Origin of the sequence: Pseudomonas saudiphocaensis (assembly GCF_000756775.1) — a bacterium.
In the GTDB taxonomy this organism is placed as follows: domain Bacteria; phylum Pseudomonadota; class Gammaproteobacteria; order Pseudomonadales; family Pseudomonadaceae; genus Stutzerimonas; species Stutzerimonas saudiphocaensis.
In genome coordinates, this window is record NZ_CCSF01000001.1 from 3,199,305 (window position 1) to 3,219,763 (window position 20,459).

Below are 20,459 nucleotides of genomic sequence, written 5' to 3' on the forward strand. Positions count from 1 at the left end.
ACCCTACGTAGCCGCTAGCTCTTGATCGCCCGAAGGATGACGAACTTGGGCGTCGCCGCGACCTGCTCGGCCTTGCCGAACAGCCGCTTGAGCTTGAGGTGGTAGCCCAGGTGGCGGTTGCCGACGATCCACAGCTCGCCGCCCTTGCTCAGGGCGGTTTTGGCCTGGGTGAACATGCGCCAGGCGAGAAAGTCGCCCACTACCTGCTGTTGGTGGAACGGCGGGTTGCACAGGACGAGATCCAGCGACCCTGCGGGCTGCTCGGCCAAGCCGTCGCCGGCGCGGATGTCGGCCTGACGGTCGCCATGGACCGCGCGCCAGTTCTGCTGCGCCGACTGCACGGCCATGTAGCTCTCGTCCACCAAAGTCAGTCGCGCCTGGGGATTGCTCAGCGCATAGACGATGCCGAGTACGCCGTTGCCGCAGCCAAGATCGGCCACGCGGAGGTCGCCCAGAGCCTTGGGCAGATGCGGCAGAAAAGCGCGGGTGCCGATGTCCAGGCCTTCGCGGCAGAACAGGTTGGCGTGGTTGAGCAGCTCCAGGCTTGGCCCGTCCAGGCGATAGCGGGTCGGATAGGGTGAGGTGGGTGCGGGTTTGTCCACCGGTGTGGCCAGCAGAAGGCGTGCCTTTTTGACCGCCAGCGAGGCCTGTACCGGGCCGATGTATTTTTCCAGCAGGTCGCCGGCCGCCCGTGGCAAGTGCTTGATCATCGCGGCGGCGATCACTCGGGCGCCAGATGCTAACTGCCCGTGAAGGCGAATCAATTGTTCCTCCAGCAATGCCAGGGTCTTGGGCACGCGGATCAGCACCACATCGAAGGGGCCGCCGGCCACCTCGGATGCCGGGATAAAGCTTACGTCGCCTTCCCACAGCTCATTGCGCTGCAGGTTCTTGGTCAGCGCAAGATGGGCCAGGTGCGAGTCGCCGCTGCTGATCACCGTTGCGTGACCGGCCAGCGAACAGGCCAGCGCGCCGAAGCTGTCGTTGAGTATCAGCACCCGAGCATTTGCCGGTAGGCCCTGGTCGTACAGGTGGCCAAGCAGGTACTCGTCGGCGGCATCGAAGGCCTGCAGTGGCTCGTTGGCCTGCTCCGGTTGTCGTATCAGGTCGAGGCGGGCAAACGGCGTTTCAAGAATAGGCATAGGAACTGGCGGTGTTTGTCAGCGGCGGATTGGAGTATCAATGAATATTGAGGTCGGACGGCTTGTGACTTGGTCCGGCTGTGTTTGCAGAGGGAGTGAAGTATGACTGCCAGCGAAGAGAAGTTCACCCGCCAACGTCTGCTCGAGGTCCAGACCCTGACGCCGACGCTGTTCACCCTGCGCACCACGCGCGATCCGGGCTTTCGTTTCACTGCCGGTCAGTTCGCGCGACTGGGGGTACGCAAGCCTAGCGGTTCGATTGTCTGGCGTGCCTATTCGATGGTTTCGGCACCCCATGACGAGTTTCTCGATTTCTTTTCCATTGTGGTGCCCGATGGCGAGTTCACCAGCGAGCTGAGCCGTCTCAAGGTGGGTGACGAGCTGCTGATCGACAAGCAGGCCTTCGGCTTTCTCACGCTGGATCGCTTTCCTGACGGGCGTGATCTCTGGCTGCTGGCCACCGGCACGGGGCTGGCGCCGTTCCTGTCGATCCTGCAGGGCTTCGAGGCATGGGAGCGTTTCGAGCGGATTATCCTGGTCTACAGCGTGCGCGAGGCACGCGAGTTGGCCTACCAGTCACTGATCGCCGAGCTGCCGCAGCGCGAGTACCTGGAGGGGCTGGGGCACAAGCTGACCTACTTGCCGGTGGTAACACGGGAACAGGTGCCCGGTGCGCTGAACGGGCGCATCACCCGGCTGATAGAAAACGGTGAGTTGGAGCGTGCCGCCGGTCTGAAACTGACGCCCGAGCACTCCCGCATCATGCTCTGCGGCAACCCGCAGATGATCGAGGACACCCGGCAGGTGCTCAAGGCCCGTGACCTCAACCTGGCGCTGACTCGCAAACCGGGCCAAGTGGCGGTAGAAAACTACTGGTAGACGTAGGGTGGAAGGCCGAAGCCATCCACGCGGAAAGCGGCGCCGCGATCTTTAAGGACTCTGTCCTACGTGTGGAAAATCGCTTGCGAGTTTTCCACCCTACGAGCTGCCTATTCGCGGCCAACAAAAAGCCCCCATCCGATGGCTCGGAAGGGGGCTTTCCTGCAGCGCCTGGCTTGATGCGCGTCGCTGCTTACACCACGCCCTGAGCCAGCATGGCATCGGCAACCTTGACGAAGCCGGCGATGTTGGCGCCTTTGACGTAGTTGATGCGTCCGTCTTCCTCTTCGCCGTAGGCGACGCAGGCATGGTGGATGGACTGCATGATGCTGTGCAGCTTGGTGTCCACTTCGCCTGCGGTCCAATGCAGGCGCATGGAGTTCTGGCTCATTTCCAGACCCGAGCAGGCTACGCCGCCCGCGTTGGATGCTTTGCCCGGTGCATAGAGAATGCCGGCTTCGAGGAACAGGTCCACGGCTTCCAGCGTGGAAGGCATGTTGGCACCTTCGGCCACACAGAAGCAGCCATTCTTGAGCAGCGTGCGGGCATCGTCACCGTCCAGTTCGTTCTGGGTGGCGCAGGGCAGCGCGATGTCGCAGGGCAGGCTCCAGGGGCGCTGGTCAGGCATATAGGTCACGCCGAAGTGCGCACCCATTTCCTCCAGGCGACCGCGACGGACGTTCTTCAGATCCATCAGGTATTCCCACTGCTCCTCGGTCATCCCGTCGGGGAAGTGCAGGGTGCCGCCGGAATCGGATACCGAAACCACCAGACCGCCCAGCTCAATGACTTTCTGCGCAGCGTATTGCGCGACGTTGCCGGAGCCGGAGATGGAGACGCGCTTGCCTTCGAAGCTGCTGCGGGTGCTCTTGAGCATTTCCTGAGCGAAGTACACGCAGCCATAGCCGGTGGCTTCCGGGCGAATCAGGCTGCCGCCGTAGGCCAGGCCCTTACCGGTGAGCACTGAGGTGAACTGGTTGGACAGGCGCTTGTACTGGCCAAAGAGGAAACCGATTTCGCGGCCACCGACACCAATGTCGCCCGCGGGTACGTCGAGGTCGGCGCCGATGTGGCGATACAGCTCGCTCATGAACGACTGGCAGAAGCGCATCACTTCGTTGTCGCTCTTGCCCTTGGGGTTGAAATCCGAGCCGCCTTTGCCGCCGCCCATGGGCAGCGAAGTCAGGGAATTCTTGAAAACCTGCTCGAAGGCAAGGAACTTGAGTACGCCGACGTTGACCGAAGGGTGGAAGCGCAGGCCGCCTTTGTAGGGGCCGATGGCGCTGTTCATCTGGATGCGGTAACCGCGGTTGACCTGTACGCGGCCCTGGTCATCAACCCAGGGTACGCGGAACATGATGGCGCGCTCCGGCTCGACCATACGTTCGATGATGCCTGCCTGCATATAGCGCGGGTTGGCTTCGAGGAATGGCCAGAGGCTGCGAACGACTTCTTCCACGGCCTGATGGAATTCGGGTTGATGGGGGTCGCGTTGCCTCAACCGGGCGAGAAAGGCATCAACTGTTTCGATCATCTGAATGGCCCTCGGATACAGCCCATTAGGCAGTCATTAAAAATTTTTGGCCGGCGACTTTAGCAAACAAGGTTTGCCCGGCGAAAGTGCGCGCTGGTCGGAAGATGCCACTTTGCGTCTCCGAGCGAATGCGGGCTGCCTTTTTTGATACTTCGATAAAAACGGAGGCGGCAGTGCTTTGCTGCCCCTGTTAGCGACTGGAGCAGAGCAAATGATTGTTGTCGTCATGGGCGTTTCTGGAAGCGGGAAGACCACCATTGGCGAACGGCTTGCAGCCCGCCTGGAATGCGGTTTTTCGGACGCTGACCAGTATCACGGGGCATCCAACAAGGCCAAGATGGCTCAGGGTATCGCACTCACCGACGCCGATCGTGAGCCATGGCTTGCGGCAATGCATGCGGCCATCGTCGAGCGGGCTCGCCAGGGTGCCGATCACGTATTTGCCTGTTCGGCACTCAAGCGGCGCTATCGCGATCAGCTGTGCGGAAATGTCGCAGATGTGATGATGGTGTTTCTCCACGGCCCGGCTGAAGTCTTGGCCAAACGAGTCGCCAGCCGTCGTGGGCACTTCTTCGATCCTGCACTGCTGAATGACCAGTTGGCCGTGCTGGAGCCGCCCACTGCCGATGAGGCGCTGGCGGTGGATATTCGCCTGACGCCGGATGAGATTGTCGAGCGGATCGTTCAGGCGCTGGAGGCACGCAAAGCGGAGAATAAGTAAGGCGGCGAGTACCGCATGACATGGACGAGGCCGGATTCATTCGGCCTCGCCCAGGTTACTCGGCCCGCACGCAGCGATTCCGGCCCGCTCGTTTGGCGCGCATCAAGGCTGCATCGGCACGGTTGATGGTGCTGGAGTAGGTCTCATCGGCTTGCAGTTGCGCAACGCCCACGCTGGCGGTGACAGCCAGTTGCTCATCGTTCACGCGGATCACCAGCGAGGCAATGTTGGCGCTCAGGCGCTGCATGACCTGTGCGGCGGAATCAAGGGAGCTTTCCGGCATCAGGATGAGAAACTCCTCGCCACCCCAGCGACCGCAGAGGTCCTGTTCGCGAATTTCAGCTTCCATCACACGCACCACTTCCACCAGTACGCTGTCGCCCACAGCGTGGCCATGACCGTCGTTGATCAACTTGAAACGATCGATATCCAGCATGGCGATGGACAGCGGGCGGTTGTAGCGTCTGGCGCGCTCCATCTCTTCACGCAGGCGTTCGGTCAGCAGCCGGCGGTTGGCGATACCAGTCAGTGCGTCATGGGTCGAGGCCTCACGCAGGGCGATATTGAGGTCCTGCATCATGCTCTGGTAACGGTCGGAGATTCGCGCAATCTTTTCCACCTGGCGCAACTGCTTCTCGAACCGTGCGGATAGGGAGAGCTCGCGTTCGCGGGCGAGGCTCTGATAGCCGTCGGAGACCCGCGCAATGCGTTCGAGGCGCTCGATCAGCTCCTGATGAACATTCCACAGCTGGCCCAGCGCTTCTTTAAGCGGGTGGCCCTCATGTTCGGCACCAGAGAGGATCGTGCTGATCTGTAGTTCCAGCGGGGTTGGCCCACGCATATCGGTTCCGCTAGTTGTGGCTGAGGATGGAAAAGGGAAAGGTGCAGTCTTCCTTGAACTCTTCGGCAAGCTCGACCACGCGCTCGTTCTGGCGGTCGTAGTACCAATTGACTGCAACGTTTTTCCCCTGCTGGTGCGCGCCTTCAAGCAGGTCGAAGATTTCCATCATCGCCTTGATGCTGCTGGTGTTGAGGTACAGCAGACGCAGTTCGAGGCTGAGCGGACGCTCGGCTTCGGCCAGGAAGCGCTCGATCCAGTCGAATACCGGATGGAACAGCTCGAAGGAGTTTTCGGGGTAGGAGTCGCCCTGCATCGAGATGCTGCCGGCAGCCCAGTCGGACTGGATAGCGGGGGTGGACTGGCTGCCTGGAAGTGAAAAATCGTTCATGTATAACGTGCTCACGAATTCAGATGACTGCCCTGAGGCTGACGAAACAAAGCCCATTGCCCACGGGCTGCAGGGAGGCGCGCAAGGGTTCACTGGATTTGCGGGCGATGTCGATCAGCCCAAGGCCCGCGCCGGAAATGACGTGCTCGTCGCGAGGCTTGCGCAGCTGCTCCTTGTACATGGCCTTGAGTTCGGCCTTGTCCAGCTTGGCCAGCTGGTCGATGGCCGCCAGCAGCGTGGCACCGTCAGCCGCTTCGATCAGGTTGCCCGCCGAAACCACGTAGCGACCCTGTTCGTCACGGGAAACCACCACGGTCGCGCCGGCCTGCTGATCGGTCCAGTTCTTTTCGCGGGTGTAGTGGCGAATGTTCTGGGTCATTTCGATGTAGGCGGCAAAGACGTCCATGGCCGACGAGGGGTGGGCGTGCTCAGCCTGCATGTAATTGCGCAGGGCATTACCGATCTCCTCGATAAGGCTGCGCGAAATCGGGCCGTTGAAGCAGAGCAGGATCTGCTGCTGGTTGTAGCGATCGCGCATGGCGAACAGGTCGATGGATTCCATGTATCACTCCGTGCGAGGTCGCTCAATCGAACCGGAAACACAGCATTGTAATGTCGTCGCGCTGGGGTTTGTCACCTTGGTAAGCGGCAAGTTCGGCGCTGAATGCCTCGCGCTGTGCGGGCGGTCTCAACTGAGCATTCTGGCGGATCATTTCGGCAAAGCGGCTGTTGCCGAAGCCGTAGCCATGTTCACCACCGGCTTGGTCAAGGAAGCCGTCGGTGGTCATGTAGAAGGTACGTTTGGGTAATAGCTCGATTTCGCTGTTGTGGTACTCGCCCGGGCGCTTGTCAGCGATGGCGCGACGAGCAGCGCGCACTTCCCGCACTTCGTCGCCGTCGCAGTAATACAGGGCGATCTTGGCGCCGGCGTAGATCACCTTGCGCTGCTCTGTATCGACAAACGCCAGGCCCAGATCCAGGTTGGTGGCCAGGCCGTGGGCCAGCTCTTCCTCGTGCAGCATGCCGCGGATGATGGCGTCGGTGCGGGTCAGTACCTGCGCCGGATCATCGAGCCCGACCGTGTCGAGGGCCTGATCGATGGCAGCATGGGCCAGCATGGTCATCAGGGCTCCGGGTACGCCGTGTCCGGCGCAGTCGACGATGCCAAACAGACGGCCTTGCTCGTTTGCGCGGTATAGGTAGAAGTCGCCGCCCACCACGTCGCGCGGCCGCCAGAGCACAGCCAGGTTGTCGCCCATGGCCTCCGCCAGCTGGCGGTCGGGCAGGATGGCGCTCTGGATCAGGCTGGCGTAATCGATGGAGTCATCGATTTTCTTGTGCGCAGCGATCATTTCGCGGTTGGCTTGCTCAAGCTCGCGGGTGCGCTCCTGGACGCGATCTTCGAGCTCGGCGGTATGCCGACGGACCTGCTTGGCCATGGCCTCGAAGGCCGCGCTGAGCTCACCGATTTCGTCATCACGGTTGCTTGGCAGAGGGATGCCGTGCTGCCCGGCTGCCAGCGCCTGGGCGCTGATGCGCAGGTGTCGCAGGGGTTTGAGGACGCGTTTCTCCACCAGCCAGGCGGCCGCAGCGATCATGCCCAGCATCAGCATAAGAAGCAGGCCGATAGCCGGTAGCAGTGGGCGAATTTCCACCACCTCGGCCGTGCCCAGGTCTACCGTGGTGGCTACGAACCACTGCAGTTCGGGAATCCAGCTGAGGGCCAACAGGCGCGGATGGCCGTCGAGGTTGACCGCGAGGGTGACAACCTCGCCAGACGCCTCGCGGCTACTGGCCATGGTCTGGCGCAGCGCCTTGGCGTCGTTCATGTCGTCCAGCAGGCCAAGCAGGTTGGTCGCCAACGAGCGGCCGCGCGACGTGTCGGCGTTGAGTGTCACCAGGTTCTGATTGGGATGCACCAGAATCGATCCGTGGGCATCAAGCACCATGGATTCCGTACCGGCTCTGTCCGAGGCGATGAGTTCATCGACGAAGGCCCCCAGGTCAATACCGGAACCTACCAGGCCCAAAGTACGCTCACCGTCACGTACGGGGACGTTGAACCAGATTTTCAGGTCGCCGGTCAGGGCGGAGCGGTCGACGTTGAACTGATAGGGAGTATTGGATGCGAGCGCCTGATAGAACCACTCGTCACGAGGGTTGGCAGGTTCCAGGGTATAGCGTGGCGACTGGCTCAGAGGCTGATCGGGGCCGTTGGCATAGTAGCCGTTGCTTTGTGCGGAGGCGGCGAAATAAAGCTGGCCGCCGAAGGATTGCTGGAAGCCTGTGGCTTCGCGGAAGAACAACTCGCGCTGCTGGGAGTTCTGTTCGTCCTGCAGCCAGGCCAGGGTTAGCTGGGAGCCGGCCAGTCGTTGCGCCAGAGCCAGTTCGCGGGAGACCGGGGCGAATATGCGTTCACGGTTGAGCTGGACCAGATTGCGCGCATAGGCCTCGCCGAAACGGTTCTGCATGCCGTCGAGAACCTGATGACCAATAACCCCTGCAATGGAGAGTGCAAGTAGGCAGGTCACCAACAGCGCCAATAGCGATTTGCCACGCAATCCTAGTGCGGCCATGCGAGTTTCCCTTCGCTCGGATGAGCTGCGTCCGTTGCGGTCGTTGGGCTAAGTGAATCGGCTGATTATCCAGAAATTCGAGCGCTTTGCCATCCGCCGAACGACTCGGGGTGAGTGCTTTTTCTCGCTGGTGGCAAAGTGGTCATCCATATACGACGAAGCCGCCAGGTTGGCGGCTTCGTTGCGGTTGTTACTGCGCGAGTTTCTTGTACTTGACCCGGTGTGGCTGCGAAGCAGCATCGCCCAGGCGCTTCTTGCGGTCGGCTTCGTACTCGGTGTAGTTGCCTTCGAAGAACACCACGCTGCCGTCGTCCTCGTAAGAGAGGATGTGAGTAGCCACTCGGTCGAGGAACCAGCGGTCGTGGGAGATCACGATGGCAGCGCCGGGGAAGTCCAGCAGCGCCTCTTCCAATGAACGCAGAGTCTCGACGTCAAGGTCGTTGGACGGTTCGTCGAGCAGCAGCACGTTGGCGCCTTCCTTGAGCGTCAGCGCCAGATGCAGGCGACCGCGCTCACCGCCCGAGAGGTCCTTGACGAACTTCTGCTGATCACCGCCTTTGAAGTTGAAGCGACCCACATAGGTGCGCGAAGGCACTTCATAGTTGCCGATGCGGATCATGTCCAGGCCGCCTGACACCGCTTCCCAAACGGTCTTGCTACCGTCCAGGTCCTCACGGCCCTGATCCACACAGGCCAGCTGTACGGTTTCGCCAATCTCGATGCTGCCCGAGTCCGGTTGTTCCTTGCCCATGATCATGCGGAACAGCGTCGATTTGCCCGCGCCGTTGCCACCGATCACGCCAACGATTGCGCCCTTGGGCATGCTGAACGAGAGATCGTCGATCAGGACGCGGTCGCCATAGCCTTTGCGCACGTTCTTGAATTCGATGACCTTGTCGCCCAGGCGCGGACCGGCGGGAATGTAGATCTCGTTGGTTTCGGCGCGCTTCTGGAATTCCTGGGACTGCATTTCCTCGAAACGAGCAAGACGGGCCTTGGACTTGGCCTGGCGGGCCTTGGCGCCCTTGCGCACCCACTCCAGCTCTTCCTTCATGGCCTTTTCATGGGCCGATTGCTGTTTGGACTCCTGCGCCAGACGCGCGGACTTGGCTTCCAGCCAGCCGGAGTAGTTGCCCTCGTAGGGAATGCCCTGGCCGCGGTCGAGTTCGAGAATCCAGCCGGCGACGTTGTCGAGGAAGTAGCGGTCGTGGGTGATGGCCACCACGGTGCCGGGGAAGTCGTGGAGGAAACGCTCCAGCCAGGCGACCGAGTCGGCGTCCAGGTGGTTGGTTGGTTCGTCCAGCAGCAACATATCGGGTGCCGACAGCAGCAGGCGGCAGAGCGCCACGCGGCGCTTCTCGCCACCGGACAGATGTTCGATCTTCGCTTCCCATGGCGGCAGGCGCAGGGCATCGGCGGCGACTTCCAGCTGGCGCTCCAGATTATGGCCGTCGCTGCTCTGCAGGATGGCTTCGAGCTTGGCCTGCTCGGCGGCCAGCGCGTCGAAATCGGCGTCCGGCTCGGCATAGGCGGCGTAGACCTCATCCAGACGCGCCTGGGCATCCTTGATCACGCTGACCGCCTCTTCGACGATCTCACGCACGGTCTTGCTCGGGTCGAGCTGGGGTTCCTGCGGCAGGTAACCGACGTTCAGACCCGGCATGGCGCGCGCCTCGCCATCGAACTCGGTATCGACCCCGGCCATGATCCTCAGCAGGGTGGACTTGCCCGCGCCGTTGAGGCCCAGCACGCCGATCTTGGCGCCGGGAAAGAACGACAAGGAGATGTTCTTGAGAATTTCACGTTTCGGCGGAACGACTTTGCTCAGCCGATGCATGGTGTAGACGTATTGAGCCATGGAGACGAGTGCCCGTGACGAAGAAGTGGAAATAGGACGAATCCCGCTGGAGGGAGCGGGTCAAAGCAATTGAGCAAAGCTACCGGAATGCTCCAGACAGGGCAAACGAGAGCACTTCAAATGATGCTGGCACTTTGCCTTAAGATGCGTATTCTAGAAACTTGACGCCATGTTAATGACAACTTGACGGCTTACTATTGAAAAAGGTCCGCTCCGCTTGTCTTCCATCGAATCCCGGCGTTTACAGCCGGCCCGCCTGACTCCTTTCTTCGTCAGGGTCTTACGGGCGTCGGCCCGCCTGTTGCTGCCGCGTCGGATAACCGAGCGCTGTCAGCTGCTACGTTATTCTGCGGTTGCCCTCCAGGCGATTGATGAGCGCATTCTGATCAGCGATTTCCATGGGCGCCTGCGCTTTCTCAACAGTGGTGCCGAAACGATGTTCGGCCTGTGCAACGCGGACGCCTCGGCCTACCTTCTGCAGGAGCTCCTGCCAGGCCTGGATGCCCAGGCACTCGACACCTCCAATGTCGAAGCCGACCTGTGTCTGGAAATCATGCGGTTGTTGCAGGGCGGCGAGTGGCGTCTGTTTACCCTGACTCGTCGGGCCTTGCGTCAAGAGGGGGAACAGCAGGCGTCGGGCTTCGTCTGGGTGCTACGTGACGTTACCCGGGAGAAACAGGCGCAGACTGCCCTGGCCGAGCGCGAGCGTTTCTGGTCCGAAGTGCTGCAAGCCGTCCCCGACACCCTTTATGTGCAGGATCTGCCGAGCGGCCAGATGCTGTTCAGCAATGGCAACCTGGCCGCCCGGCTGGGCTACAGCGCGGAGGAGCGCGGGCCCGATGCCAATGCCTTCTGGCAGCGAATCTGCCACCCGGACGACGTCGAGTACGTATGGCGTCTGCTGGCATTGCGTGGCGCGCTATCGGATGGTGCCGAGCGAGAATCCCTGCTGCGCTGGCGCCACCGTGACGGCAGCTGGCACTGGTTCAACATCGTCGAACGCGTGCTCTCGCGTGATGAACATGGGCGGGTCCAGCGCGTGATCGGCGTTGCCCGGGATGTCACCGGCAATATCGAACGCAGCCATTCACTGCGCGAGAGCGAACGTCGCTATCGGATGCTCACCAGCAGCCTGCGTGACGTGATCTTCAGCACCGACAGTGCGGTGCGCATCAATTACGTCAGCCCCGCAGTGGAGACCGTGTTTGGCTACAGCCCGGAGTGGGCGCTGGAGCATGGCCTGGATCAGTTGGTCATCGAACCGCGCCAGGCGGAGCGTTTCTATGACCTGATGCGGCGGGTGCGCAAGGCCTCCTTCGATACCCGTGCGCTGGCAGAGCTGGGGCAGAACCTGCACGGCGAGACGCTGTATTTCGACTGCCGCACTGCCGATGGCCGGCTGGTTGCCATCGAGCTGCGCGTCATGCTGATCCTTGACGAGCACAAGCGTTTCGATGGTGCGCTGTGTATCGGTCGTGACATCAGCGATCAGCGCCAGGCGGAAAAGGAGCTGCGCCGCGCCGCGACTGTATTCGAGCATTCCACGGCGGCGATTCTGGTGACTGATCCAGAGGGGCGGATCGTTCAGGTCAACTCGGCGTTCAGCCGCATCACCGGCTACGGCCAGGACGAGGTGTTGGGCGAGTTCGCGACGATCCTCGGCGCTGATATTCAGCAGAGCAATCGGATGGGCTTCATCCTCGGCCAGATCGGCCAGAGCGGCAGTTGGGAGGGTGAGTTCTGGATCAAACACCGCAATAGTGACGCGCAGCCGTGCTGGCTCGGTATCACGGCAGTGCGGGACGACGAGGATGAGCTGGTCAGCTATGTCTGTTTCTTCAGCGACATGAGCGAGCGCAAGGCCAGCGAAAACCGTATCCATCGGCTGGCCTATTACGACAGTCTGACCCAACTGCCCAACCGAGCGCTGTTTCAGGACCGGCTCCATAGCAGCCTACAGATGGCGGCGCGGCACAGCAGCTGGATCGTGCTGATGTTTCTCGATCTTGATCGCTTCAAGCCGATCAACGATTCCCTCGGCCACGCCGCCGGTGATCGGATGCTCCGCGACGTGGCCGTACGCCTGGAGTCCTGTGTGGATGAGGCCGATACGGTAGCGCGCATGGGCGGTGACGAGTTCACCTTGCTGCTGCAGCCCGAGGGCGGACGCGACGAGGCGCTGTCACGGGCGATGCACGTGGCCGAACGCATTCTGGAGAGCCTTAGCGAGCCGTTCGTCCTGTCAGGCCGTGAATTCTTCGTCACCGCGAGCATCGGCATCGCCCTCAGCCCGCAGGATGGCGAAGACATGAGCCAGCTGATGAAGAACGCCGACACCGCGATGTACCACGCCAAGGAGCGCGGCAAGAACAACTTCCAGTTCTATCAGGCCGAAATGAACGCCAGTGCCCTGGAGCGCCTGGAACTGGAGAGCGATCTGCGGCACGCCCTCGAAGAGCGCCAGTTCCTGCTGCATTACCAGCCGCAATACCTGGCAGACGGCATGACCCTGACCGGCGTCGAGGCCTTGTTGCGTTGGTGGCATCCGTCGCGTGGACTGGTATCCCCGGCTGACTTTATCCCGGCGCTGGAAGAGCTGGGGTTGGTCGTGGAAGTCGGCGACTGGGTATTGGATGAAGCCTGCCGGCAGATGGCCGAGTGGCAGGCAGCCGGCCTGAGGGTGCCGAGAGTTTCGGTCAACCTCTCGGCGCGGCAGTTCAGCGATGGCCGGCTGGGCCAGCGGATTGCCGCTATCCTGCAGGCAAGGGGCATCGAGCCATCTTCTCTGGAATTGGAGCTGACCGAGAGCATCCTGATGCGCGACATCGGCGAAGCGATGGAGATGCTCGATTCACTCAAGCGCTTGGGCCTCTCAATCGCCATCGATGATTTTGGCACCGGCTATTCGTCCCTGAACTACCTCAAGCAGTTGCCCATCGATGTGTTGAAGATCGATCGCTGCTTCGTCGATGGCCTGCCCCAAGCCGAGCAGGATGGGCAGATCACCCGAGCCATCATCGCCATGTCCCACAGCCTGAGCCTGTCCGTGATCGCTGAGGGCGTGGAAACCCAGGAGCAGCTGGATTTTCTCCGTGAGCATGGTTGCGATGAAGTGCAGGGCTTCTTCCTGGCGCGACCGATGCCGGCCGAACAGCTGGCGCAGGCCTGCCTTGGCGGTCGCGGCGACTGAGCTTGCAGGCGCCTTCATGTTGCACATGACGAAGGCTCATACCCGCGCCCCGGCGGATGAGGTAGAATCCGCGCCTCACTTTTTACCGCCAGCTGATTCTCAGAGGACTGCCATGTTCAGCCGTGATTTGACCCTCGCCAAGTACGACGCCGATCTTTTCGCTGCCATGCAGCAGGAAGCCCAGCGTCAGGAAGACCACATCGAGCTGATCGCCTCGGAGAACTACACCAGCCCCGCCGTGATGGAAGCTCAGGGGTCGGTGCTGACCAACAAGTACGCCGAAGGCTATCCGGGCAAGCGCTACTACGGTGGTTGCGAGTTCGTGGATATCGTTGAGCAGCTGGCCATCGACCGCGCCAAGGAACTGTTCGGCGCCGACTACGCCAACGTCCAGCCGCACGCCGGCTCCCAGGCCAACGCCGCCGTCTACCTGGCACTGCTCAGCGCCGGTGACACCATCCTCGGCATGAGCCTGGCCCACGGCGGCCACCTGACCCACGGCGCGTCCGTTTCCTCCTCCGGCAAGCTCTACAACGCCGTGCAGTACGGCATCGACGAGAATGGCCTGATCGATTACGACGAAGTCGAGCGCCTGGCCGTCGAGCACAAGCCGAAGATGATCGTTGCCGGCTTCTCCGCTTATTCGCAGGTGCTGGACTTCGCCCGCTTCCGCGCCATCGCCGACAAGGTTGGTGCCTACCTGTTCGTCGACATGGCCCACGTGGCTGGTCTGGTTGCCGCTGGCGTCTACCCGAACCCGGTTCCGTTCGCTGATGTGGTCACTACCACTACCCACAAGACCCTGCGCGGTCCACGTGGCGGCCTGATCCTGGCCAAGGCCAACGAAGAGATCGAGAAGAAGCTCAACTCCGCCGTCTTCCCGGGCGCCCAGGGTGGCCCGCTGGAGCATGTGATCGCGGCCAAGGCGGTGTGCTTCAAGGAAGCCCTGCAGCCCGAGTTCAAAACCTATCAGCAGCAGGTGGTGAAGAACGCCCAGGCCATGGCCGAAGTGTTTATCCAGCGCGGCTTCGACGTGGTTTCCGGTGGTACTCAGAACCACCTGTTCCTGCTCTCGCTGATCAAGCAGGACATCACCGGTAAGGATGCCGACGCCGCTCTGGGTCGCGCTTTCATTACCGTGAACAAGAACAGCGTGCCGAACGACCCACGTTCCCCGTTCGTCACCTCCGGTCTGCGTATCGGTACTCCAGCGGTCACCACTCGTGGCTTCCAGGAAGCCGAGTGCCGCGAGCTGGCTGGCTGGATCTGCGACATCCTCGACAACATGGGCGACGAGTCCGTGGTCGACGCGGTGCGTGCCAAGGTACAGGCCGTGTGCGCCAAGTTCCCGGTGTACGGTAACTGAGTGACGCGCAACGTTTGAACAGAAAGCCCGCTTTAAGCGGGCTTTCTGCTGTCTGGGGGCATGTCAACAGGGAAAGCTCGCAGCTAGACTGTCGGAACCGATATGCAGGGAAGTCGTAGCGAATGTTCAAGCGAGCCTCACGAACCTTACTGCCACCGCCGCTGATCTATTTGTTGTTCCTCGGCGGTGCCTGGCTGCTTCACGCGCTGTTTCCGGTCGAGCTGCCAGGCAGCCTCTGGTCGCACTATTTCGGCTGGGGGTTAATCGATGCCGGCCTGTTGCTGATGCTCTGGGCCGGATTGCTGATGCTGTGGCGCAAGACCACGGTCAACCCGTACGGCAAGCCTGCCAGACTGCTGGAGGAGGGGCCGTTTCGCTTTTCGCGTAATCCGATTTACCTGGCCGACACCCTGATCTATTGCGGTATTGCGCTGCTGTGGGGCAGCCTGTGGCCATGGCTGTTGCTGCCTGCGGTTATTGTCACCATGCAGCGCGGCGTGATCGTGCACGAAGAGACGTTGCTGGCCGAGTTGTTTGGTGAAGACTATCGCGCCTACTGCGGGCGCGTCCGCCGCTGGCTGTAGAGCTGTGTGAGGAGTGAAAACATGAACCAAGACTTCAATCGCCGCCGCTTTCAGCGTATCGATTTCGATGCCTCCACGGAGCTGGTACAGGGAAGGCGCCGTTGGGCGGTGGAGTTGCATGACCTTTCCCTCAAGGGGTTGCTGGTGCAACGCCCCGCAGGCTGGGAAGCGCAGGTGGATGAGCCGCTGTCAGCGCACATCCGCCTGGCCGATGATGCGCAGGTGCACATGGAGGTTGTGCTGGCCCGTGATACTGACGGGCTGCTCGGCTTTGCTTGCCAGCATATCGACCTCGAATCGATGAGCCACTTGCGGCGCCTGGTGGAGCTGAACCTGGGTGATACCGCGCTGCTCGAACGCGAACTCGCCGCACTGGGCGCTGGCGAGTAGCCAAGCTGCAAGCAGACTAGCCCTAATTGCTGCGCGCTGAAGCGCTCCCGGCGCTCCTGGCGCGCAGGGCCTGGCAGGCGCTGGGCTGCGTCATTCGAACAGCGCATCCAGCGCCTGCTCCAGTCGCGTAACGGCAATGATCCGCAACCCTGCCGGTGCTTCCTTGGGCGCGTTGGCTCTGGGGACGATGGCGCGCTTGAAACCATGCTTGGCAGCTTCTTTCAAACGCTCCTGGCCGCTGGGTACCGGACGAATTTCACCGGACAGCCCGACCTCGCCGAACACCAGCAGATCGTTATCCAACGGTCGGTTGCGCAGGCTGGAAATCACCGCCGCCATCAGCGCCAGGTCCGAGGCGGTCTCCAGCACCTTCACCCCGCCCACCACGTTGATGAATACGTCCTGGTCATGGGTGGGAATGCCGCCGTGGCGGTGCAGTACGGCCAGCAGCATGGCCAGACGGTTCTGATCCAGGCCCAGGGTGACGCGGCGCGGGTTGGCCAGGTGGCTGGTGTCCACCAGCGCCTGAACTTCCACCAGCATCGGCCGGGTGCCTTCCCAGGTCGCCATCACCACGCTTCCGGGCACTGCCTCTTGTGCGCGGGTAAGGAAGATCGCCGAGGGGTTGGTGACTTCCTTCAGGCCCTTGTCGGTCATGCCGAACACGCCCAGCTCGTTGATTGCGCCAAAGCGGTTCTTCACCGCCCGCAGCAGGCGCAAACGGCCGTCGGACTCGCCTTCGAAATACAGCACGGTATCGACCATGTGCTCGAGCACGCGTGGGCCGGCCAGGGCGCCTTCCTTGGTCACGTGGCCGACCAGGAAAATCGCCGTGCCGCTTTGTTTGGCATAGCGCACCAGCAGCGCTGCGCTTTCGCGCACCTGGGCGACGCCGCCGGGTGCCGATTGCAGCTGCTCGGTGAAGATGGTCTGAATCGAGTCGATGACCATCACCTTGGGCTTTTCCAGCCGCGCCGTGGCGATGATGGATTCGATGCAGGTCTCGGTCATCACCTTAAGCTTGTCCTGCGGCAGGTCCAGGCGCCGTGCGCGCATGGCTACCTGCTGCTGGGATTCTTCACCAGTGACATAAAGCGCCGGATACCGTTGGGAGATGGCACAAAGGGTCTGCAGCAGGATGGTGGACTTGCCGATGCCGGGGTCGCCGCCGATCAGCACCACCGAGCCTTCTACCAGACCGCCGCCAAGTACACGGTCCAGTTCGCCGGAGGCGGTGGAGAAGCGCGGTACTTCCTCGACGCTGACTTCAGCCAGGGTCTTGATATTCGCCTGGTCGCCCGCCCAGCCGGCACGGCCGCTGGGTGGCGCAGCACCCTCGATGACGGTTTCCACCAGGGTGTTCCAGGCCCCGCAGTCGCCACATTGCCCGGCCCACTTGGGAAAGGTCGAGCCGCACTCGGTGCAGCCGTAGATGCGCTTGGGCTTGGCCATGGAAACTCCCGGGTCGGAAAAGGGAGTTGCATGATAGCGGCTGGCTTGATCGCCATCAGCTACAAACGGCGCGTGAGCGTCCAGACTGAGGGCATCAGATCAGGAGTGAATCCCATGCGCCACCTGTTGTTTCTTCACCTGCTAGGCGCCAGCGTCTGGGTTGGCGGACATCTGGTGCTGCTGTTCGGCGTGCTGCCCAGGGCCATGCGCAAGCGTGATCCTCAACCGGTGCGCAATTTTGAGCAGATCTACGAGCGCATCGGGATACCGGCGTTGCTGGTGCAGATTGGGTCCGGACTGTGGATGGCGAGTCTGTGGCTGCCCTATGCGGAGTGGCTTGGTGATTCCCCGGTCGCCCATCTGGTGCAGGCCAAACTGGTGCTGCTGGGCTTTACCGCATTGCTCGGCGTCCATGCGCGACTGGCGCTGATTCCCAAGCTCGATGCCCAGCGCTTGCCGCAACTGGGCTTGCATATCGTGCTGATCACCCTGACGGCGGTGGCGTTCGTCTGGGTCGGGGCAGGATTCAGGTTTGGCGGGCTTTGGTAGGCGGATACGGTGTGGACGCGGCCTCGTAGGGCCGAACTTGTTCGGCCTTTTGCGACCTGTGGCCGAATGAATTCGGCCCTACATCGGCCTCAACGGTTAGCCAGCAGCGAATGCAATCCGCCGGGCATAAGGAGCGGATGCCCCGTATGCGGCGGGTTTTCTTTATCTTTCCAAACGAGCGGGCTTAGCCGCCGCAGCCACCGCAGCAGCTGCCGGAAGCGTGCTTGAGCTGCCGGGCGATATCGTTCTTCAGGTTGGCCTGCTCCTGCTTGAGTGCTGCGAGTGTGGCCGAGTCCACGCCCTCGCCACTGGCGATGCGCTGTGACAGGCTTTCGTATTCCTCGGCTTGGAGGGCAAAAGCCGGATTTTCCTGGCGAAGCTTCTGCAGCAGCATGTTCTTTTCGGGAAAGTCTTGGGTGAGTTGGCTTTGTGCGGCGGTCATGGAGGCAGCTCCTGATTGAAAGTCGCTACCATATCGCTGCTGCACGCTTGCACTGGTTGACGCCGATCAAGCGATGGATATCCTCCTCTCCAGCGATCGGAACCTGCGTCCGATGGCGCCCACTGCCGTGTACGCCTATGCTCTGGCATAGGTGTTTCATAAGGCTTCGGTGGCTCTCCAATTACCAAAAAGGTTTTCTATATGAGTCTGATCAGCGAATTCAAGGCGTTTGCCGTTAGGGGCAATGTGGTCGATATGGCAGTGGGGATCATTGTCGGCGCGGCATTCGGCAAGATCGTCTCGGCGTTCGTCGATGGCGTGGTCATGCCGCCGCTGGGCTTGCTGATCGGCGGTGTGGATTTCTCCGATCTGGCCATTGTGCTCAAGGAGGCTACCGGCGATGCCCCTGCGGTAGTGCTGGCATATGGCTCCTTTATCCAGACGATCGTTGATTTCACCATCATCGCCTTCGCCATCTTTATGGCGATCAAGGCACTCAACACACTGCGGCGTAAGGAAGAGGAAGCCCCCTCGGCGCCGCCGGCACCCACCAAGGAAGAAGTGCTGCTTACTGAAATCCGCGATCTGCTGAAGGCGCGTAACGAAAGGCCTTGAGGTCGCAGAAATGTGAGCCCGACGCCTCCGTCGGGCTCAATGCCGCACCGCCTCCTGAGCCAGGTTGGTAGTACGGGCGGCAACATTTCCGGACAGGGCAGTAGGGCGACCTGGCTGCCACCGAATCTGAGTATTCAGAACGTATCCCCCCTTACCCACCGCTGGCCGCGAGGGCCGGCCAATAGCTTCAGAATCCGCGGGGCAGGCGCTGAATCGTGACCAGGGTGACGGTATCGGCGATCACCTGTAGCGCATGTTCAGCGTTCTCAGCCAGGTACATCAGTTCATTGTTGTGGAGGCGCTGCCAGCGGCCTTCGGCCTGGACCTCAATCACACCTTGAAGGCAGTGGATAGTGATGGGGCCGGCCACCGCATGGCTTGGCACCACATGCCCGGCCTTGAGTACCAGACGCATGATTTCCAGGCTCGGGGTGCTGACCAGCGCCTGCGAGCGAAGCTCTGCCTGTGGTTCTGCGCTGAGCGGTCGAATGATCTCGCCGGACTGTGCATGCTGGAGTGCCATGGTCTCGACCTGGTGGTTGGTTTTTTCAGGCTAGTAGGGGAGGACGGAGGTGTCCAACGGCAGGAGGAGGGCGGCTCGTTCGTCGAGACCGTAAGTGCGGGAGGCTGGAGATGATGATTCCCGGTGCATTGCGCACCGGGAATCCTTGGGGCTTATTCCGGCTTAGGCGTAGTCGCAGTGCTCATCGGCAGAGTCGGATAAGCAACCTGCGGCTGGTCACCGGTCAGGCTGTAGAGGAAGGCGGTGATGGCCTTGACTTCGTTGTCCTTGAGCTGACGGCCCAGCTGGCTGTCGCCCATGATGGCCACGGCCTGTTCCAGGTCCCAGACCTCACCGCTGTGGAAATAGGGCGGGGTCAATGCGACGTTGCGCAGCGGCGCGGCACGGAACACGTACTCATCGGCTGCGGTGTTGGTCACGGCGAAGCGACCCTTGTCACCTTCCGGCAGAACATCGGCACCCGGCTTCTTGATCACGCCGAAGGGGAAGTAACCCTGGCCGCCAACGTTGACGCCGTTATGGCAGGCGATGCAGCCGGCGTCCATGAACAGAGCCAGGCCTTCCTTCTGCTTGGCGTCCAGGGCGTTGTCGTCACCCTTGAGATAGCGGTCGAACGGAGAGTTCGGCGTGGTCAGGCTGACCTCGAAAGCTTCCAGGGCGTAAGCCATGTTGTCGAAGCTGACCGGGTTCTTGTCGTTGGGGAAGGCTTTTTTGAACTCTTCCACATACTCCGGAATGCTCTTGAGAGTGGCCTCGACGCGCTCAGGCGTGTTGTTCATCTCGACGCTGGCCTGGACCGGCCCCTTGGCCTGCTCCTGCAAATCCTTGGCGCGACCATCCCAGAATTGAGCGGAGTTGAGCACGGCATTCAGCACAGTCGGCGAGTTGCGCGGGCCTTTCTGCCAACCGTGGCCGATGGAGGTCGGTACGTTATCGCTGCCACCGATGCTGAGGTTGTGGCAGGTGTTGCAGCTGATCACATGGCTGCGGGACAGACGCGGGTCGAACCACAGCTTATGGCCGAGGATGGCCTGATCCTCGCTGACGGCATGGCCGCGAACTTCGGTCACTTTGTCGGGAATCGGTTTGAAAATGGCGTTGGCACGCTCGCGCAGGGCATCAGCGTGCGCGCTGCCGGCAATCATTAGCAGGCTACCGAGCAGCAGGGGTGCTGTGGTTCGCATGGGGAGGTTTCCTTATCGGTGTTGGCTGGTAATAGGAGGCTTGAATTGAAAGCCGCGCGAGTTGATTTACATCAAGCCAGGCTATGGTTGGAGGCCTGCAAAACTGTCTCAATTTGTAACCGGGTGCGGTCGCTCGCGGGCTTGGTCAAGCCTTGCGAGGAGACGGAGCCAGAGCCAGAATGGCGGCAATTCATTGGCCGGTAGGCCACTCAGCAAAGGATTCCC

General features: G+C 61.6%; 18 protein-coding genes and 1 pseudogene. 8 read left to right on the top strand and 11 right to left on the bottom strand.

Annotated elements, in window-relative coordinates; genetic code table 11:
- Positions 1–14: 14 nt before the first annotated feature.
- Complete coding sequence (locus tag BN1079_RS14885) at positions 15–1,142, bottom strand: methyltransferase (RefSeq protein ID WP_037025832.1); 1,128 nt, start codon at positions 1,140–1,142, stop codon at positions 15–17.
- Between the two features lie 102 nt (positions 1,143–1,244).
- Here BN1079_RS14885 and BN1079_RS14890 point away from each other — a divergent pair, with 102 nt between their 5' ends.
- The gene (locus tag BN1079_RS14890) at positions 1,245–2,021 is read left to right on the top strand and encodes a ferredoxin--NADP reductase (protein ID WP_037025834.1); all 777 of its coding nucleotides are present in this window, start codon (positions 1,245–1,247) and stop codon (positions 2,019–2,021) included.
- A 193-nt stretch (positions 2,022–2,214) separates the two neighbouring features.
- Here the strand turns inward: BN1079_RS14890 and gdhA are convergent, their stop codons facing one another.
- Positions 2,215–3,555 (bottom strand): NADP-specific glutamate dehydrogenase, encoded by a 1,341-nt coding sequence (gene gdhA / locus BN1079_RS14895; RefSeq protein ID WP_037025837.1) that lies wholly within the window; start codon positions 3,553–3,555, stop codon positions 2,215–2,217.
- A gap of 211 nt (positions 3,556–3,766) precedes the next feature.
- Between gdhA and BN1079_RS14900 the strand changes: the two genes are divergently transcribed.
- The gene (locus BN1079_RS14900) at positions 3,767–4,276 is read left to right on the top strand and encodes a gluconokinase (RefSeq protein WP_037025840.1); all 510 of its coding nucleotides are present in this window, start codon (positions 3,767–3,769) and stop codon (positions 4,274–4,276) included.
- 55 nt (positions 4,277–4,331) lie between these two features.
- Here the strand turns inward: BN1079_RS14900 and siaD are convergent, their stop codons facing one another.
- The 5 genes from siaD to ettA form a co-directional block, all read right to left on the bottom strand.
- On the bottom strand, positions 4,332–5,117 hold the full coding sequence (gene siaD / locus BN1079_RS14905) for a biofilm regulation diguanylate cyclase SiaD (protein ID WP_037025843.1): 786 nt from the start codon (positions 5,115–5,117) through the stop codon (positions 4,332–4,334).
- 10 nt (positions 5,118–5,127) lie between these two features.
- Positions 5,128–5,505 (bottom strand): biofilm regulation phosphoprotein SiaC, encoded by a 378-nt coding sequence (gene siaC, locus BN1079_RS14910; RefSeq protein ID WP_037025845.1) that lies wholly within the window; start codon positions 5,503–5,505, stop codon positions 5,128–5,130.
- 19 nt (positions 5,506–5,524) lie between these two features.
- The gene (gene siaB / locus BN1079_RS14915; RefSeq protein WP_037025846.1) at positions 5,525–6,067 is read right to left on the bottom strand and encodes a biofilm regulation protein kinase SiaB; all 543 of its coding nucleotides are present in this window, start codon (positions 6,065–6,067) and stop codon (positions 5,525–5,527) included.
- A 22-nt stretch (positions 6,068–6,089) separates the two neighbouring features.
- The gene (gene siaA, locus BN1079_RS14920; RefSeq protein WP_037025848.1) at positions 6,090–8,081 is read right to left on the bottom strand and encodes a biofilm regulation protein phosphatase SiaA; all 1,992 of its coding nucleotides are present in this window, start codon (positions 8,079–8,081) and stop codon (positions 6,090–6,092) included.
- A gap of 190 nt (positions 8,082–8,271) precedes the next feature.
- Positions 8,272–9,939, bottom strand: a complete 1,668-nt coding sequence (ettA, locus tag BN1079_RS14925; protein ID WP_037025849.1) for an energy-dependent translational throttle protein EttA — start codon at positions 9,937–9,939, stop codon at positions 8,272–8,274.
- A gap of 568 nt (positions 9,940–10,507) precedes the next feature.
- On the opposite strand from ettA, the pseudogene BN1079_RS14930 reads away from it, so the two are divergent.
- The 4 genes and pseudogenes from BN1079_RS14930 to BN1079_RS14945 all read left to right on the top strand — a co-directional run.
- A pseudogene (locus BN1079_RS14930) lies at positions 10,508–13,129 on the top strand (sensor domain-containing protein); the annotation flags it as partial.
- Between the two features lie 112 nt (positions 13,130–13,241).
- Positions 13,242–14,495 (top strand): serine hydroxymethyltransferase, encoded by a 1,254-nt coding sequence (gene glyA, locus BN1079_RS14935; protein ID WP_037025850.1) that lies wholly within the window; start codon positions 13,242–13,244, stop codon positions 14,493–14,495.
- 122 nt (positions 14,496–14,617) lie between these two features.
- A complete protein-coding gene (locus BN1079_RS14940) occupies positions 14,618–15,079 on the top strand; it encodes a methyltransferase family protein (RefSeq protein WP_037025851.1) in 462 nt (153 codons plus the stop codon).
- Positions 15,080–15,100: 21 nt separating this feature from the next.
- Entirely contained in the window at positions 15,101–15,469 is a 369-nt protein-coding gene (locus tag BN1079_RS14945; RefSeq protein WP_037025853.1) for a PilZ domain-containing protein, read from the top strand.
- A gap of 90 nt (positions 15,470–15,559) precedes the next feature.
- Here BN1079_RS14945 and radA read toward each other — a convergent pair whose 3' ends face one another.
- Positions 15,560–16,921: a DNA repair protein RadA gene (gene radA, locus BN1079_RS14950; RefSeq protein WP_037025854.1), complete on the bottom strand. Its 1,362-nt coding sequence runs from the start codon at positions 16,919–16,921 to the stop codon at positions 15,560–15,562.
- Positions 16,922–17,035: 114 nt separating this feature from the next.
- Here radA and BN1079_RS14955 point away from each other — a divergent pair, with 114 nt between their 5' ends.
- Complete coding sequence (locus BN1079_RS14955) at positions 17,036–17,470, top strand: CopD family protein (RefSeq protein WP_037025856.1); 435 nt, start codon at positions 17,036–17,038, stop codon at positions 17,468–17,470.
- 184 nt (positions 17,471–17,654) lie between these two features.
- On the opposite strand, the gene BN1079_RS14960 is transcribed toward BN1079_RS14955, so the two are convergent.
- Entirely contained in the window at positions 17,655–17,912 is a 258-nt protein-coding gene (locus BN1079_RS14960) for an HP1242/YdcH family protein (protein ID WP_037025858.1), read from the bottom strand.
- A gap of 201 nt (positions 17,913–18,113) precedes the next feature.
- Between BN1079_RS14960 and mscL the strand changes: the two genes are divergently transcribed.
- Positions 18,114–18,527 carry a large-conductance mechanosensitive channel protein MscL gene (gene mscL / locus BN1079_RS14965; protein WP_037025859.1) on the top strand — a complete coding sequence of 138 codons (414 nt, stop codon included), beginning with the start codon at positions 18,114–18,116 and terminating at the stop codon, positions 18,525–18,527.
- Positions 18,528–18,714: 187 nt separating this feature from the next.
- On the opposite strand, the gene BN1079_RS14970 is transcribed toward mscL, so the two are convergent.
- Both BN1079_RS14970 and BN1079_RS14975 read right to left on the bottom strand, forming a co-directional pair.
- Positions 18,715–19,050 (bottom strand): cupin domain-containing protein, encoded by a 336-nt coding sequence (locus tag BN1079_RS14970; RefSeq protein WP_037025860.1) that lies wholly within the window; start codon positions 19,048–19,050, stop codon positions 18,715–18,717.
- 152 nt (positions 19,051–19,202) lie between these two features.
- Positions 19,203–20,234, bottom strand: a complete 1,032-nt coding sequence (locus tag BN1079_RS14975; protein ID WP_037025861.1) for a cytochrome-c peroxidase — start codon at positions 20,232–20,234, stop codon at positions 19,203–19,205.
- Positions 20,235–20,459 lie beyond the last annotated feature (225 nt).

Bases quoted from the DNA above. Each gene is read 5' to 3' on its own strand.
- BN1079_RS14955 (WP_037025856.1), top strand. From the start codon at position 17,036: ATGCGCCACCTGTTGTTTCTTCACCTGCTAGGCGCCAGCGTCTGGGTT.
- BN1079_RS14945 (WP_037025853.1), top strand. From the start codon at position 15,101: ATGAACCAAGACTTCAATCGCCGCCGCTTTCAGCGTATCGATTTCGAT.
- siaD (WP_037025843.1), bottom strand. From the start codon at position 5,117: ATGCGTGGGCCAACCCCGCTGGAACTACAGATCAGCACGATCCTCTCT.
- BN1079_RS14970 (WP_037025860.1), bottom strand. From the start codon at position 19,050: ATGGCACTCCAGCATGCACAGTCCGGCGAGATCATTCGACCGCTCAGC.
- siaC (WP_037025845.1), bottom strand. From the start codon at position 5,505: ATGAACGATTTTTCACTTCCAGGCAGCCAGTCCACCCCCGCTATCCAG.
- BN1079_RS14900 (WP_037025840.1), top strand. From the start codon at position 3,767: ATGATTGTTGTCGTCATGGGCGTTTCTGGAAGCGGGAAGACCACCATT.
- radA (WP_037025854.1), bottom strand. From the start codon at position 16,921: ATGGCCAAGCCCAAGCGCATCTACGGCTGCACCGAGTGCGGCTCGACC.
- glyA (WP_037025850.1), top strand. From the start codon at position 13,242: ATGTTCAGCCGTGATTTGACCCTCGCCAAGTACGACGCCGATCTTTTC.
- siaA (WP_037025848.1), bottom strand. From the start codon at position 8,081: ATGGCCGCACTAGGATTGCGTGGCAAATCGCTATTGGCGCTGTTGGTG.
- BN1079_RS14885 (WP_037025832.1), bottom strand. From the start codon at position 1,142: ATGCCTATTCTTGAAACGCCGTTTGCCCGCCTCGACCTGATACGACAA.
- BN1079_RS14960 (WP_037025858.1), bottom strand. From the start codon at position 17,912: ATGACCGCCGCACAAAGCCAACTCACCCAAGACTTTCCCGAAAAGAAC.
- siaB (WP_037025846.1), bottom strand. From the start codon at position 6,067: ATGGAATCCATCGACCTGTTCGCCATGCGCGATCGCTACAACCAGCAG.
- BN1079_RS14975 (WP_037025861.1), bottom strand. From the start codon at position 20,234: ATGCGAACCACAGCACCCCTGCTGCTCGGTAGCCTGCTAATGATTGCC.
- BN1079_RS14940 (WP_037025851.1), top strand. From the start codon at position 14,618: ATGTTCAAGCGAGCCTCACGAACCTTACTGCCACCGCCGCTGATCTAT.
- BN1079_RS14890 (WP_037025834.1), top strand. From the start codon at position 1,245: ATGACTGCCAGCGAAGAGAAGTTCACCCGCCAACGTCTGCTCGAGGTC.
- mscL (WP_037025859.1), top strand. From the start codon at position 18,114: ATGAGTCTGATCAGCGAATTCAAGGCGTTTGCCGTTAGGGGCAATGTG.
- ettA (WP_037025849.1), bottom strand. From the start codon at position 9,939: ATGGCTCAATACGTCTACACCATGCATCGGCTGAGCAAAGTCGTTCCG.
- gdhA (WP_037025837.1), bottom strand. From the start codon at position 3,555: ATGATCGAAACAGTTGATGCCTTTCTCGCCCGGTTGAGGCAACGCGAC.